15 protein-coding genes and 1 pseudogene are annotated in these 14,689 nt (G+C 68.0%); 7 read left to right on the forward strand and 9 right to left on the reverse strand.

Going from position 1 to position 14,689, the window contains the following annotated elements:
- Nucleotides 1-29: 29 nt before the first annotated feature.
- Nucleotides 30-917: a 4-hydroxy-tetrahydrodipicolinate synthase gene (gene dapA, locus ACW175_RS08660; protein ID WP_492104165.1), complete on the forward strand. Its 888-nt coding sequence runs from the start codon at nt 30-32 to the stop codon at nt 915-917.
- Nucleotides 914-1,372 (forward strand): SsrA-binding protein SmpB, encoded by a 459-nt coding sequence (smpB, locus tag ACW175_RS08665; protein WP_099576981.1) that lies wholly within the window; start codon nt 914-916, stop codon nt 1,370-1,372. Before dapA ends, smpB begins: the two co-directional genes overlap by 4 nt.
- Nucleotides 1,373-1,392: 20 nt before the next feature.
- On the opposite strand, the pseudogene ACW175_RS08670 reads toward smpB, so the two are convergent.
- The 5 genes and pseudogenes from ACW175_RS08670 to ACW175_RS08690 all read right to left on the reverse strand — a co-directional run bounded on the left by ACW175_RS08670 (nt 1,393) and on the right by ACW175_RS08690 (nt 4,536).
- A pseudogene (locus ACW175_RS08670) lies at nt 1,393-1,525 on the reverse strand (hypothetical protein).
- Between the two features lie 90 nt (nt 1,526-1,615).
- Nucleotides 1,616-1,801 (reverse strand): hypothetical protein, encoded by a 186-nt coding sequence (locus ACW175_RS08675; protein ID WP_492104166.1) that lies wholly within the window; start codon nt 1,799-1,801, stop codon nt 1,616-1,618.
- A gap of 127 nt (nt 1,802-1,928) precedes the next feature.
- The gene (locus ACW175_RS08680; protein WP_492104167.1) at nt 1,929-2,927 is read right to left on the reverse strand and encodes a DUF2891 domain-containing protein; all 999 of its coding nucleotides are present in this window, start codon (nt 2,925-2,927) and stop codon (nt 1,929-1,931) included.
- Nucleotides 2,924-3,880 (reverse strand): DUF979 domain-containing protein, encoded by a 957-nt coding sequence (locus ACW175_RS08685; protein ID WP_492104168.1) that lies wholly within the window; start codon nt 3,878-3,880, stop codon nt 2,924-2,926. The genes ACW175_RS08680 and ACW175_RS08685 overlap by 4 nt, the downstream gene beginning before the upstream one ends.
- Complete coding sequence (locus ACW175_RS08690; RefSeq protein WP_492104169.1) at nt 3,877-4,536, reverse strand: DUF969 domain-containing protein; 660 nt, start codon at nt 4,534-4,536, stop codon at nt 3,877-3,879. The genes ACW175_RS08685 and ACW175_RS08690 overlap by 4 nt, the downstream gene beginning before the upstream one ends.
- Nucleotides 4,537-4,680: 144 nt before the next feature.
- On the opposite strand from ACW175_RS08690, the gene ACW175_RS08695 reads away from it, so the two are divergent.
- From ACW175_RS08695 to ACW175_RS08715, 5 genes are all read left to right on the forward strand, one after another.
- The gene (locus ACW175_RS08695; RefSeq protein WP_492104170.1) at nt 4,681-5,457 is read left to right on the forward strand and encodes a class II aldolase/adducin family protein; all 777 of its coding nucleotides are present in this window, start codon (nt 4,681-4,683) and stop codon (nt 5,455-5,457) included.
- A 98-nt stretch (nt 5,458-5,555) separates the two neighbouring features.
- The gene (locus ACW175_RS08700; protein ID WP_492104171.1) at nt 5,556-6,245 is read left to right on the forward strand and encodes a hypothetical protein; all 690 of its coding nucleotides are present in this window, start codon (nt 5,556-5,558) and stop codon (nt 6,243-6,245) included.
- A 115-nt stretch (nt 6,246-6,360) separates the two neighbouring features.
- A complete protein-coding gene (locus tag ACW175_RS08705; protein ID WP_492104172.1) occupies nt 6,361-7,497 on the forward strand; it encodes an efflux RND transporter periplasmic adaptor subunit in 1,137 nt (378 codons plus the stop codon).
- Entirely contained in the window at nt 7,497-10,634 is a 3,138-nt protein-coding gene (locus ACW175_RS08710; protein WP_492104173.1) for an efflux RND transporter permease subunit, read from the forward strand. The genes ACW175_RS08705 and ACW175_RS08710 overlap by 1 nt, the downstream gene beginning before the upstream one ends.
- 14 nt (nt 10,635-10,648) lie before the next feature.
- Complete coding sequence (locus ACW175_RS08715; protein WP_492104174.1) at nt 10,649-13,012, forward strand: thiamine pyrophosphate-binding protein; 2,364 nt, start codon at nt 10,649-10,651, stop codon at nt 13,010-13,012.
- Here the strand turns inward: ACW175_RS08715 and ACW175_RS08720 are convergent.
- From ACW175_RS08720 to ACW175_RS08735, 4 genes are read right to left on the reverse strand one after another with little or no spacing between them, the layout of a single operon-like run.
- On the reverse strand, nt 13,009-13,365 hold the full coding sequence (locus tag ACW175_RS08720) for a nuclear transport factor 2 family protein (RefSeq protein ID WP_492104175.1): 357 nt from the start codon (nt 13,363-13,365) through the stop codon (nt 13,009-13,011). The two genes, ACW175_RS08715 and ACW175_RS08720, sit on opposite strands and share 4 nt — an antisense overlap.
- Nucleotides 13,362-13,733 (reverse strand): nuclear transport factor 2 family protein, encoded by a 372-nt coding sequence (locus ACW175_RS08725; protein ID WP_492104176.1) that lies wholly within the window; start codon nt 13,731-13,733, stop codon nt 13,362-13,364. The genes ACW175_RS08720 and ACW175_RS08725 overlap by 4 nt, the downstream gene beginning before the upstream one ends.
- Nucleotides 13,730-14,083 carry a nuclear transport factor 2 family protein gene (locus tag ACW175_RS08730; protein ID WP_492104177.1) on the reverse strand — a complete coding sequence of 118 codons (354 nt, stop codon included), beginning with the start codon at nt 14,081-14,083 and terminating at the stop codon, nt 13,730-13,732. The genes ACW175_RS08725 and ACW175_RS08730 overlap by 4 nt, the downstream gene beginning before the upstream one ends.
- A gap of 32 nt (nt 14,084-14,115) precedes the next feature.
- Entirely contained in the window at nt 14,116-14,640 is a 525-nt protein-coding gene (locus ACW175_RS08735) for a c-type cytochrome (protein ID WP_492104178.1), read from the reverse strand.
- Nucleotides 14,641-14,689 lie beyond the last annotated feature (49 nt).

The following is a 14,689-nucleotide window of genomic DNA, read 5'->3' on the forward strand; positions in this document are numbered from 1 at the left end:
GGCGCCATCCTCACGGCAATTTGCAAGTCATGGTCCAGTCTCACTTCAAGGGCGTCATTCCGGCCCTCGTCACGCCGTTCCGGGACGGTGAGGTGGACGAAAAAGCGTTCGTGTCGCTGGTCGAGCGCCAAATCGCTGGCGGCGTGCACGGCCTGGTGCCGGTCGGCACGACGGGCGAGACCTCGACCCTGTCGCACGATGAGCACAAGCGCGTCGTCGAGCTGTGCGTGAAGACCACGGCCGGCCGCGTGCCGGTCATCGCCGGCGCGGGCAGCAACTCGACCGACGAGGCCATCGAGCTGGCCCGCCACGCCAAGGCCGTCGGCGCCGACGCGGCCCTGGTGGTGACGCCGTACTACAATCGCCCGAGCCAGGAAGGCATGTATCAGCACTACAAGGCGATCAACGACGCCGTGGAGCTGCCGATCTTCGTCTACAACGTGCCGGGCCGCACCGGCGTGGATATCTCCAACGAGACCCTGGCGCGCCTGGCCAAGCTGCCGAACATCGTCGGCGTCAAGGACGCCACCGGCGACCTGACCCGGATCAGCATGCAGCGCCTGCTGTGCGGTCCGGACTGGGTGCTGCTGACCGGCGACGACCCTTCGGCCCTCGGTTACATGGCCCATGGCGGCCATGGCGTGATCTCGGTCACGGCCAATGTCGCGCCGGACGCCTGCGCCGCCTTCATGAACGCCTGCATGCAAGGTGCGTGGGAGACCGGCCTCTACTGGCAGGATCGCCTGGTGCGCCTGCACAAGGCCCTGTTCCTGGATTCCTCGCCGGCCCCGACCAAGTTCGCCCTGGCCCAGCTGGGTCTCTGCGCCGAGGACGTTCGCCTGCCGATCGTCGCCTGCGCCGAAGCCGTGCGTCCGACGATCCTGGAGGCCATGCGCGAGGCCGGTCTGCAGGAATGACCAAGCCGATCGCGGAGAACCGGCGCGCCCGGTACGACTACTTCATCGAAGAGGTCTTCGAGGCCGGCATCATGCTGACCGGCACCGAGGTCAAGTCGCTGCGCGTCGGCAGGGCCAATATCGCCGAGTCCTACGCGTCGGTCGAAGGGCGCGAGATCAAGCTGATCAACGCGGACATCCCGCCCTACGGCCACGCCAACCGCTTCAACCACGAGCCGCGCCGTCACCGGAAGCTGCTGCTGCATCGCAAGCAGATCGACAAGCTGATCGGCGCCGTGCAGCGCGACGGCCGGACGATGATCCCGCTGAAGCTCTATTGGAACGACAAGGGCCTGGCCAAGCTGGAGATCGGCCTGGCGAAGGGCAAGAAGAACCACGACAAGCGCGAGACCGAAGCGGCCCGCGACTGGGCGCGCGACAAGGCCCGCCTGATGAAGGGCAATCGGGACGACTAGGCGTCCCCGCGAGCGAGCGTCTAGCGCAGGCCCATCGCGGCGAAGCCGATGGCGAGGCCCAGGGCGAACGCGCCCGCGCTGACGATCAGAAAAATCCGGACCTCGGTCCGCAGTTGGTGTCGGGTCGTTTGGGCCATGAGCTGGCTCCGGCAAGCCGCGCCTCCGCGGCGCGGCAAATCAGTTTGTGATGAAATGGTAACCTTAACAGTGATGTCGCTTTGTAAAGGATTGTAAAGTCGAGCTTTAAGCGGCCTCGGGAAGCTCATACACCCGCGATCGCACGCCGCGTTCGAACAAGGCGCCGCACATATCGAGCGCACGCTTGTAGGCGGTTTCGCGGTTGTCGAAGAGGCCGGCGGGGCGGCCATTTTCCGAGACGACCCAGCCGTCGGTTTCGGGGGCGATCTCGATGCGGGCGGCGTCGGGCATGACGACGAGCTCCCTGTATGCGACACGCGCCTCTCGTTGGGCGCGAGAACGCTCTTAACGCGAGCTGCTTCGAGTTCATTGTCAAGGAATGTAAACAGTGGGCGGACGGTCGCGCCTTGCCTGAAGCTTAGCCGTTTTCCAGCGCCAGCAGGGCGAAGGTCGCCAGCCAGTGCTCGCCCATATAGTCGCCCGCGATGTGCGGTATGGCCGCGGCCAGGTGGGAGAGCGCCGCGTTGATGGCTAGGGGCTTGGCGGGATCCTCTTCGGGCATGGCCGCCGCGAGCAGCCGCCAGCACCACGCGCGCGACAGGTTCAGGCCGTCCAGGTGGGCGATCTTGCCGTCGCTGCGGTCGCTGACCCGGGCCGGTGAGAACAGGGTCGTGGGCTGTTTCTGGGCGAGGTCGGGCAGGAAGCGCGGGAACCAGGTGTCGAAGCTCTCGCGCGGGAGCAGGCGGCGCATGGCCTCGGCCTCGATCAGGGCGGGCGAGAGGAAGTCGTCGCCCGAGGGCTCCCAAGCCTGACAGGCGGCGTCCTGGCCGTACCAGAGGATGGCGCGGTTCTGCAGCAGGTCGAAGAAGCCCTGATTGTCGGTCATCACCGCATACTCGGTGGCCAAGACCAGCGCGAAGGCGGTGTTGAAGTGCGTGCCGGCGCGGACCGGGTAGTCGGCGATGGGCAGGAAGCTCTCGAAGCGCTGGCGGAAGGCGGCGGCCAGGGGGGCGTGCGTGGCCGCCCAGTGGCGATCCTTGTGGCGCATCAGTTCGGCCTGCAGCATCAGGCTCCAGGCCCAACCATAGGGGCGCTCGAAACCGCGACTTTCGGGGCGGGCCACATAGGCGGTCTCGACCCCGACCTTCTCGGACGTGAAGGCGTCGTCGAACAGAGCGACGATGGTATCGGCCTCTGGCATCTCCGGGCGCTTGCGCAGCAGCGTCGCCAGCAGCCAGTAGCCGTGCACGCACGAGTGCCAGTCGAAACTGCCGTAGAAGATCGGGTGTAGCTCACGCGGCGAGCGGACATCGCCGGCGTCCGCCATCACGTGGTCAAGCTTGTTCGGGTACTCGCGGGTCAGGTGGCCCAGCGCGATCTTGGCGAAGCGCGAGGCGGTGGAGCGGGCGAGGCTCATTTATGAAAGGCCAGGGCGTTCATCAGGACCACATTGACGATCAACATCAGGATCGCGGTCGGCGCCTGGGCGCGGATCACGGCGTAGCGGTTCTTCAACTGCAGCAGCGCGGCCGGCACAAGGTTGAAATTCGCGGCCAGTGGCGTCAGCAGCGTGCCGCAGAAGCCCGACAGCATGCCGATGGCGCAGACCACGGCCGGATCGCCGCCGAAACGGCCGATCACCAGGGGCAGGGCGATGCCGCCGGTCATCACCGGAAAGGCCGCGAAGGCGTTGCCCATCATCACGGTGAAGACCGCCATGCCCAGGCAGTAGGCGGCGATGGCGGCGAATCGGCTGTCGACGGGGGTCACCATCACGGCCAACTCGCCGATGGTCTTGCCGACACCGGCCAGGGCGAAGACCGCGCCCAGGGCGGCCAGCATCTGCGGGAGAAGGGCGGCCCAGCCGACGAGGTCCATCAGCCGCCGGCCCTCCTGCAGCGGCGCGGAGGCCGGCTGACGGAACATGACCTGGGCCAGGATCGCCGCGACGAGGGCGGCCAGGGCCAGCGAGACCAGCGTCGCCTGCTTGGGGTCGATCAGCGGCGCGCCTTGCAGGGTCAGGCGCTTGAACGCCAGGGTTCCGACCAGCACCAGCACCGGAATGACCAGGGCGGGAATGAACAGGCGCGCGCCATAGGTGGCGGCTAGTCCCTCGCGCTCGGCGGGCGAGGTGGTCGCGGGGGCGCCGACGCCGAGTTGACCTGTCCCGGCGATCAGGGCCAGGGCTAGCGCCAGGAAGCCGTTGCCCAGGTCGCCGAAGCGGTCGCCGAACAGGAAGCTCAGCGCGAACAAACCCCAGAAGGCGGCGTTGCTGAAGCGCTTGGGGTTCTCGCGGTCGAGGGCGCTGAGCACCGCGAAGGCGCCGAACATCAGGCCGGCCAGCAGATAGACGAGCGGCAGGCCGATCATTGCTCGGCCTCCGGCTTGGCAAGTTCGCGGTCGAACAGCAGCAGCCGCGCGCCGTGGACGAAGAACGCGGCGATGGCCGACGGGATGGCCCACATCGACAGGTGCAGCGGCTCGACCGTGATGCCGCTCTGGTCCAGGAAGCCGACGATCAGCAGGATCGAGCCGATGGCCAGGAAGATGTCCTCGCCGAAGAACAGGCCGACATTGTCGGTGGCCGCGCTCATGGCTTTCACGTCCTCGCGCCGCTGATCGGAAAGCGGTTCGGACGCCGCCTCCGCCATCGGGGCGAGCAGCGGTCGAACGGTCTGGGCCTGGCCGGCGATCGACACCAGGCCAAGGGCCGCGCTCAACTGGCGCAGGATCAGATAGACCAGCAGGATCCGCCCGGCGCTGGCGGCGCGGATCGAACGGATCGTGGCGCGGGCCTTTTCCTGCAGGCCGGCCCGCTCCAGTAGGCCGATGGCGGGCAGCACCAGCCAGGCGACGGTGACATAGCGGTTGGTGTTGAACGCCTTGCCGAAGGCGGCCAGCACCTCGAGCGGCGGCAGACCGGCCGCCAGCCCCGAGGTGAGGGCGGCGGCGATGACGACCAGCAGCGGATTGAAGCGCAGGGCGAAGCCCAGCACGATCACCGCCACGCCCAGCAGCGTCAGCATTTCGTCTCGATTCCCCCGTGTGCGCGGGGACGGTCCGACGCCGGCGCGCGGTTGGCAAGCGATGAGGTTGGCAAAGGGCCTCTTGACGCTGGAACGCCCCGGCGCGACGCTAAGTCAACAACGATAACTTACGGGAGGCTACCCATGGCCGATGGCGCTCTGCCGATTTCATCCCTGAAGGGCAAGGTCAGCGAAGCCGAATGGCAGGCGCGCGTTGATCTGGCCGCCCTCTATCGTCTCGTGGCCCTGCACGGCTGGGACGACATGATCTTCACCCACATCTCGGCGCGCGTTCCCGGCCCTGAGCACCACTTCCTGATCAATCCGTACGGCATGTTCTTCGGCGAGATGACCGCCTCGTGCCTGGTCAAGGTCGACCTGGAAGGCAATGTGGTCGACAAGACGCCCTACTTCATCAATCCGGCGGGCTTCACGATCCACTCGGCCATCCACGCCGCGCGCGAAGACGCCCATTTCGTCATGCACCTGCACAGCGACCAGGGCGTGGCGGTGTCGGCCCACGCCGAAGGCCTGCTGCCGCTGAGCCAGCACGCGTTAATCGTCTTGCCTCAACTCGCCTATCACGACTATGAAGGCATTGCTCTCAACTTGGACGAGCGGGAACGGCTCGTGGCCGACCTGGGCGATACCAAGAGGCTGATGATGCTGCGCAACCACGGCACGCTGTCGGTGGGCAGCACCGCGGCCGAGTGCTGGTTGGGGATGTTCTTCCTGGAGCGGGCGTGCGCGCAGCAGGTGATGGCTCTGTCGATCGGTCGCGACAACGTCCTCTTGGCGCCCGAGGAGGCCCAGGCGGAGGTCCGCAAGCAGACCGGCATGGGCATGGGCATGATCGGCGGTCTGGCCTGGCCGGGCTGCCTGCGAAAGCTGGACCGCGAGCTGCCCGGCTACGCGGACTAGGCGTCTATTCCTTCTTCACTAGAGCCGTCGCGATCCTGGCGATCGCGGCGGCTTTTTCGCGCCTGACGACCAGCGCCGCGCAAGCCGGCGCCTGGCCGATGGCGCCCGGCCGCACCCAGGTGATCGCCAAGTACGAAAAGTCGGACGCCAAGCAAGGTTACGATCCGGCTACAGTCCTCGTCGACATCGACCCGCGTCGTGACGAGAGCCTGTCGATGTTCGTCGAGCACGGCCTGACGAGCCGCCTGACCTTGCAGGCCAAGGCCGGCGTCACACGGGGGCGCGATCGTTGGGTGGACTACTCGGGGCGCGGACCGATCGAGCTGGGTCTGCGCTGGGCGGCCTTCCGTGACGACCGCTCGTCCCTGGCCGTCTATGTCGGCGCGGGCGAGGCCGGCGCCGGCCGCAACGCCGGCTATGCCGCGCCGGGGCAGGGGAGCCTGGATCTGGAGGCGCGCGTGCTTTACGGCCGCTCGGCCCTATGGAAAGGGCGCGAGGTGTTCGTCGATCTCGAGGCCGCCCGGCTGAAGCGCCAGGGTCTTGCCGACGAAACGCGCATCGACGCCACCCTCGGGGTCAGGCCCGCGAAAAAATGGCTGATCCTGGCCCAGACCTATGCCGGCCAAGCCGATCGGAGCCCAGTCCGTTCGCGCTGGGTGAAGAGCGAGCTCTCGGTTGTCCGCACCTTCGGAGACTGGAGCGTGCAGGCCGGCTGGCGCGATACGCCCACGGGGCGAGAGACCACCCGGGATCGCGGCTTCGTACTCGGTGTGTGGCGGAAGTTGTAGCTTGTTTCAGAATTGCAACATTCGGTCATCCGGCTGTCACTGGACGCCGCTTTAGGCTGCGGTCATATCTTCGCCGAATTCCGCCGACTCCTCCCGGCGTGCTGGAGCCGTTTTCTTGATCCGTAGGCACTTCTTCCTCGTGGTGGCTCTGGTCGCCGTTGTCCTGATGCTGGTCGTCGGGGGGCTGAAGCTGGCCTTCGGCAACAAGGACGCCAGCAAGGCTGGCGGCGGCGGCGGTCGTGCGACCAACGTCTCGCAGATGGTGGTCGGCGAGCGTCCGTTCACCGATCGTATCGAGGTGCTGGGGGCGGCAAAGGGCCGGCAGTCGGTGACGATCACCTCCAACACGCCCGAACTGATCACCGCCGTGCACTTCACGGACGGCGAGACGGTGCGCAAGGGCCAGGTGCTGGTCGAGCTGAAGGCCGACCAGGAAGACGCCGGGATCTCGGAAGCCAAGGCGCGCCTGGCCCAGGCCGAGCGCGACTACGCCCGCTGGAAGACCTTGGCCGACAAGGGCATAGCCCCGCGCGCGACGGCCGAGCAGTATCTGTCGGCCCTGGACGTCGCCAAGGCCTCGGTCGGCACGGCCCAGGCCCAGAAGCTTGACCGCGTGCTGCGCGCGCCGTTCTCGGGCCGCGTCGGCATTTCGGACGTCGCGCCGGGCATGCTGATCGCCGCCGGCACGCCGATCGTCAGCCTGGACGACGCCTCGGTCATTCGCGTCGATTTCTCGGTGCCGGACCGCTATCTACGGACCATCCGCATCGGCCTGCCCATCGCCGCGCGCCCCGACGCCCTGCCGGGCGAGACCTTCCAGGGCAGGATCGCCCAGATCGACACCCGCATTGATCCGTCCACTCGCGCCATCAAGGCCCGTGCCGAATTCCCGAACGCCGGCGGCCGCCTGAAGCCCGGCATGCTGGTCAAGGTCTCCATCGACCAGGGCGAGCGCACCGGCGTCGCCGTGCCGGAAGCGGCCGTGCAGTTCGAAGGAACCCAGGCCTCGGTCTACCGCATCGCCAAGGGCCCGAAGGGCATGGTCGCGCGCCGCACCGATGTCGACACCGGCATCAGCGAAGGCGGCTTCGTCGAGATCCGCGCCGGCCTGAAGAAGGGCGACAAGATCATCGCCGATGGCCTCAACCGCATCCAGGACGGCGCCCCGATCGGCGGCGGCAAGGACAAGCCCGGCGACAAGAAGGGCGACAAGGCCGGCGAAAAGGGCGGCGCTGACCGCAAGGCCGGCTGATGCTGTCCGACCTTTCCGTCCGTCGTCCCGTCTTCGCCGCCGTCGCGGCGATCATCCTCTGCGTCATCGGCCTGGCGGCCTATACCTCGCTGCCGATCCGTGAGCTGCCCAGCGTCGATCCCCCCGTGGTGTCGGTCTCGACCACCTATCGCGGCGCCTCGGCCGAAGTCATCGAAGAGCGCATCACCCAGGTGATCGAGCGCCAGGTGGCCGGCATCCAGGGCATCGATCGCGTGAACTCCAGCAGCCGTGACGGCCGCTCGCAGATCACCATCACCTTCAATCTCGACCGCGACCTCGACGCGGCCGCCAACGACGTGCGCGACGCCGTCAGCCGGGTGACGGCCAACCTGCCCGACCAGGCCGACCCGCCGCAGATCGCCAAGGCCAACGCCGACGCCTCGCCGATCATCATCCTGAACCTGACCTCGACAACGCTGGATCCGCTGCAATTGGCCGACTACGCCGACCGCTATCTGGTCGAGCGGATGTCCACGATCGACGGCGTGGCCCAGGCCCGTCTGTTCGGGGCCAAGATCTACGCCATGCGGATCTGGCTGGACGCCAACCAGATGGCCGCCCGCGGCGTCTCGGTCGACGACGTCGAGAACGCGCTGAACGCCCAGAACCTGGAGCTCCCGGCCGGCGCCCTGGAAAGCGCGGCCAAGGACTTCACGATCCGGGTCGCGCGCGCCTACGCCAAGCCCGAGGACTTCGCCCGCCTGCCGCTTCGTCCCGCCGACGCCAGCGGCTTCGTCCTTCGCCTGGGCGACGTCGCCAAGATCGAGGAGGGCGCCGACGAGCGCCGGCGCGTCTTCCGCGGCAACAATGTCGATCAGGTCGGCATCGGCCTGACCCGTCAGTCCCAGGCCAACGACGTCGCCATCTCCAAGGCCGTCCGCAAGGAAGTCGACTCCATCAACGAGGCCCTGCCGCCCGGCACCAAGCTGGTCGTGGCCGTGGATAACTCGGTATTCACCGCCGAGGCCATCCACGAGGTGTGGATCACCATGGGCCTGTCGATCAGCCTGGTGGTGCTGGTCAATCTGGTCTTCCTGGGCAGCTGGCGATCGGCGCTGATCCCGTCGTTGGTGGCGCCGATCTGCATCCTGTCGACCTTCATCGTTCTTGCGCCGCTGGGCTTCTCTCTGAACCTGCTGACCCTGCTGGCCCTGGTTCTGGCCGTGGGCCTGGTGGTCGACGACGCCATCGTCGTGGTCGAGAACATCCAGCGCCGGGTCGACGAGGGCGAGCCAGCCCTGGTCGCCGCCGAGCGCGGCACGCGCCAGGTCTTCTTTGCCGTCGTGGCCACCACCATCGTGCTGATCTCGGTGTTCGCGCCGCTGATGTTCCTGCCCGGCTACATCGGCCGCCTGTTCGTCGAGCTGGCCGTGGCCATCGCCGCCGCCGTCGGCTTCTCGGCCCTGCTGGCCCTGACGCTGTCGCCGATGATGGCGTCAAAGCTGCTCAAGCCCGCGCACGGCGAAGGCTGGCTGGCCAAGCGCGTCGACGCGGCCATGGACGCCCTGCGCCGGTCGTATCGGGCCTCGCTGGAGGGCATCCTGGGCGGCTGGTCCGCGGCGATCGCCGGCGGCCTGGTGGTGGTGCTAGCGGCCTTCGCGGCCCTGCTGTTCGCGAACCTCCCCAAGGAGCTCGTGCCGTCCGAGGACCGCGGACGGGTCGACGTCTCGGTCAACGGACCGGAGGGCGCCGGCTATGACTACACCCTGGGTATCGGCCTGCGGGTCGAGAAGATCATCGATCGCTATCGTGACGAGGGTATCGCCGACCGCACGATCTTGACCATTCCCCGGTTTGGCGGAACCTCGTTCAACAGCGGCAGCGGCGTGATCGTCATGAAGCCCTGGGGAGAGCGAAAGAAAAGCGCCGACGAGGTCGCCGCCGAGCTGAACAAGGATCTGTCGAAGATCACCAGCGTGCGGGCCATCGCCAGCGTCCGCGGGCCTTTCCAGCGCGGGGGCGGCGGGGGCGGCGGCACCAATGTCGACCTGATCGCCGTCGGCAACGACTACGTCCAGTTGGCCAACTGGCTGAAGCCGATCCTGGCCGAGGCCCAGGCCAATCCAGGCTTCTCGCGGCCCCGGCTGGACTACGAGCCCACCTCGCCGCGCCTATCGGTGCAGATCGATCGCGACAAGGCCGCCACGCTGGGCGTCTCCGCCCAGTCGATCGGCCGGGCGCTGGAGACGATGTTCGGCTCGCGCAAGGCCACGACCTACATCAAGAACGGCCAGGAATACGACGTCATCCTGCAGACCAACCTCGACCAGCGCCGCAGCGTCGCGGACCTGAACCAGCTGCAGGTGCGCACCAGCTCCGGCGCGCTGGTGCCGCTGTCGACGGTGGTGACCACGCAGCTGCGCGGCGACACCCCGGACCGTCCGCGCGTCGATCGCCTGCGCTCGGTCACCCTGACCACCCAGCTGAACCCCGACTACACCGTCGAGGACGCCGTGCGCTTCCTCAAGGACGAGGCCGATCAGCGCCCGACTCCCGGGATCAGCATCAAGTGGGGCGGTCAGGCCAAGGACTATCTGGAAGGCTCGGGCGGCATCGCCGTCGCCTTCTGCCTGGCCCTGCTGCTGGTGTTCCTGGTGCTGGCGGCGCAGTTCGAAAGCTGGATCCACCCGGCCGTGATCATGCTGACCGTGCCGCTGGCGGCGCTGGGGGGGCTGTTCGGCCTGCTGGTGATGGGCTCGACCATCAACACCTACAGCCAGATTGGTCTTATCATCCTGATCGGCATCGCCACCAAGAACGGCATCCTGATCGTCGAGTTCGCCAACCAGTTGCGCGATGAGGGCCTGACCGTGCGCGAGGCGGTGATCGAGGCGGCGGCTTTGCGCCTGCGTCCGATCATCATGACCTCGATCTCCGCGGCCATGGGCGCTCTGCCGCTCATGCTGTGGGCGGGCGCCGGCGCGGGAAGCCGCAAGACGATCGGTTCGGTGATCTTCACCGGCTCGATCTTCGCGACCCTGCTGACGCTGTTCATCGTTCCGGTGTTCTATGACCTTCTGGCGCGCTTCACGAAGTCGCCGGAGTGGACGGCCCGGCAGATCGAAGAGTATGAAGCCCGGGAAAAGAGCGGTGAGGGGCAAACCTCACCGGTATAGACGGGTGAGGAAGCATGGCTGACGGCTCTCTGGCGGCCAAGCGGCAGGAAATCGCTCTGCTGCGGCGCCTTGAGGAACGGATTCTCTGGTTGGCGGCGTGGACCATCCACAACGCCAACCATATTCGTGAAAGCCGCGATGGCCTGAAGGTCGGCGGCCACCAGGCGTCCAGCGCCTCGTGCGCGACCATCATGACCGCCCTCTACATGAAGGCGCTGCGGCCGCAGGATCGCGTGGCGGTCAAGCCGCACGCCAGCCCGATCTTCCACGCCATCCAGCACCTGTTCGGCCGCCAGAGCCTGGCGAACCTGCAGCGCTTCCGGGCGCTCGGCGGGGCCCAGTCGTATCCCTCGCGCACCAAGGACGTGGACGACGTCGACTTCTCGACCGGCTCGGTGGGCCTGGGCGTGGCCATGACCGCCTTCGCCTCGCTGGCCCAGGACTATCTGGCCGCGCGCGGTTCGGTGAAGCCGGAGAAGATGGGCCGGATGATCTCGCTGCTGGGCGACGCCGAGCTGGACGAGGGGAACATCTACGAGGCCCTTATCGAGGCCTGCAAGCACGACATCCGCAACACCTGGTGGATCGTCGACTACAATCGCCAGAGCCTGGACGCGACCACCCAGGACCGGATGTTCACCCGCTATGGCGAGATCTTCGAGGCCGCGGGCTGGACCGTCGAGACCCTCAAGTGGTCCAGGCGCCAGCGCGAGGCCTTCGTCAAGCCGGGCGGTGAGGCGCTGCACGACTGGATCGAGACCGCGCCCAACGATCTGTTCGCGGCCCTGAGCTACCAGGGCGGGGCGGCCTGGCGCGAACGCTTGAACGCCGATCTCGCCGACAACCCCGAGACCCTGGCCCTGATCGCCGGCTACAAGGACGTCGATCTTGCCGAGCTCATGACCGAGCTGGGCGGGCACTGCCTTGAGACCCTGCTGGAGGCCTTCGAGAAGGCGGGTCAGGACGACCGCCCCCGCTTCTTCATCGCCTACACGGTCAAGGGCCTGCGCCTGCCGTTCCAGGGCCACAAGGACAACCACGCCGGCCTGATGACGCCGGCCCAGATCGCCGAACTGCGCGCGCGCCTCGGTGTCGTGGAGGGCGAGGAGTGGGACGCGCTTTCGGGCCTTTCGGCCGCCGAGCGTACGGCGCTGAAGGGCCTGGTCGCCCGCGCCCCGTTCGCCGCGGAGGTCGAGCGTAACCACACGGCGCCGATCATCCAGACCCCGACCGCCGATGAGCTGCTGGCGGCCGTCACGGGCGGCAAGGCTGATGGCGAGCAGTCGACCCAGGCCGCGTTCGGCAAGGTGATGTTCGAGATCGCCGCCCGCAAGGACGAGTTCGCGGGCCACGTGGTCACCACCTCGCCGGACGTGACCGTCTCGACCAATCTTGGCGGCTTCGTGAACCGGCGCGGCGTCTTCCAGCGCCGCGCCCACGAGGATGTGTTCAAGCGTCGCCGCATTCCTTCAGCGCAGGTCTGGTCCAAGGGCGAGACGGGCCAGCATATCGAGCTGGGCATCGCCGAGAACAACCTCTTCATCGCCCTGGCGGCCCTGGGCCTGACCGGCCCGCTGTTCGGCGAGCGCCTGTTCCCGGTCGGGACGCTCTACGACCCCTTCATCGCCCGGGGCCTCGATGCCCTGAACTACGCCTGCTACCAGGACGCTCGCTTCCTGCTGGTCGCCACGCCGTCGGGCCTGACGCTGGCGCCGGAGGGCGGCGCCCACCAGTCGATCAACGCGCCCGTCATCGGCATGGCCCAGCCGGGGCTGGACACCTATGAGCCGGCCTTCGCCGACGAGACGGCGGTGCTGATGGCCCATGCCTTCGAGCGGATCCAGGCCAAGGACGGCTGCTCGACCTATCTGCGCCTATCGACCCGCGCCATCGCCCAGCCCGAACGGACCGACGACGCCTGGCGCCAGGGCGTGGTCGATGGCGCGTACTGGCTGAAGCCTCCCGCGCCCGGCGCGCGCCTGGCCCTGGCCTACAGCGGCGCGCTGGCGCCCGAGGCCCTGGCGGCGTTCGAGGCGCTGGCCGAGGACATGCCCGAAGTCGGTCTGCTGGCCGTCACCTCGGCCGACGTGCTGCACCGCGACTGGACCGCCTCGGGGCGGGCCCGCTGGACGGGGGAGGGGCGCGGGACCTCGACCATCGAGACCCTGCTGGCGCCGTTGGATCGCGACGCGGGACTGGTGACCCTGACCGACGGCGCGCCGCTGGCCCTGTCCTGGCTGGGATCGGTGCGTGGCCAGCGTGTGCGGGCCCTGGGTCTGGAGGCTTTCGGCCAGTCGGGCGACCTGCCGGATCTCTACGGCAAGTACCGATTGGACGCCGAGGCGATCCTCGACGCCTGCGCGGACCTGCTGGCTTAGAAGCCGCCGACGATCGTCATGCCGGCCAGCAGGCGGTCGCGGAAGTGATAGGTCAGGGTCGCGCGCGTGTCGGTCCAGACGTGGCCGTCGGGACTTTCCACCGAGTATTGGGCCTCGACCATCAGGGCGTCGGCGGTCTCTTCCAGCACCCGGATCAGCTGGATGTTGGGCACGATGGTCGCGAAGATGTGGGCGAACTGCGCCATCGCGGCTTCTCGGCCGACGAAGGGGGGGCCGCTTTCCAAGGTGTCGGGCCAGATCACCTCGGGATGCAGCGTCGCGCGTATGCCCGGCAGATTTTGGGCGTTGAAGGCCGTGAAGGCCTCGTCCAGCACCGCCTGAAGCGTGCTCATGGCGCGTTTCCGTCCCGACCGCTGTCGTCGACCTCCTGCTCGACGATCAGCCCCCCTTCGAGACGATACCGGACGATCACCGTGTCGTCCTGCCAGAGCCCCCCGCCGGGACCGCGGGTCTCAACGCGCAGCCGCGCCCGTAGCCGTCCGTCGGGTTCACGCATGAGGTCGATGATGGCGAGCTCGACGCGGACGGTCTCGAACAGTTGGAGGAAGTGGCCCCGGATGGCGTCGAGGCCGTCGAGCACGCCGCCCTCGAGGTCGTCGGCGAAGCGGGCGTGGGGAGCGTAGCAAGACACGGTCGCATCGAGATCGCGGGCGTTGATGGCCGCGTACAGCTCAGCGATGCGATCGTCGTCCGGCGTCATGGGCCTGGGTCCGCGTCCCCCGGGGAAACGACATCCATGCGCCAGATCAGGCCGTCGCGAAGTGTGTAAAAATGCCGCACGCAAAGGTCCGACCACAGCGCGCCCGCACGGTTCCAGATCACCTGGTTGGCGTCGACCACGATGCGACCGTCGTCGGTCACGTGGACCTCGACCGGAGTGATCTCCACGCGGATCGAAGCGTCGTTATAGGTCCAGTATTCGCGGATCTGTTCTGGTGTGGTCAGCCAGCCGCCGCGCGTCAGGTCCGGCCATACCAGCCGAGGCGCGACCAGGGCGCGGAACGCCTCGAAGTCGCGTCGTCCGTTGGCGTCGTAGAGGCGCTGGATCAACGCCTCCACATCTGGCGAGGCCGGGCGCATCCCTAGGGCGCGGGCTTGTAGCCCGTCTCGACCTTCAGATACGCGATCAGGTCGATACGGTCCTTGGGATCGTGAAGGCCCGCGAAGGTCATCTTGGTGCCGGGCAGGAAGCCGCGCGGGTCGGTCAGCCACTTGTCCAGGTGCTCGGCGTCCCAGGTGAAGCCGGCGTTCTGGACGGCCTGAGAATAGGCATAGCCCGGCTTAGAGCCGGCCTTGCGGCCGAACACTCCGTAGAGGTTAGGGCCTGTCAGGTCCGGACCGCCTTCGGTGGCGGTGTGGCACGAGCGGCAGAAGGCGAACTTGCTCTGACCGTTCGACAGGTCGCCGGTGTTGTAGGGCGCGGGGAGGGCGGCCAGGGCCGCGGCCTTGGCCGCGTCGGTTGGGGCCGCGTCGGTCGGCGGGGCGGCAGGGGCCGGAGCATCCGCCGGAGCCGAGGCCGGCGCCTCGCCAGAGCCGCCGCCGTCCTTCGAGCAGGCCGAAACGGCGACGCAGAGAGCCGCGATGGCGGCAAGTTTCACGATACGCATGATGATCCCCGACTGACGTTTCGCCGCAGGTCCTGCGACGGCGCGACGC

It is taken from the genome of Caulobacter sp. FV1ye6ST (assembly GCF_058681225.1).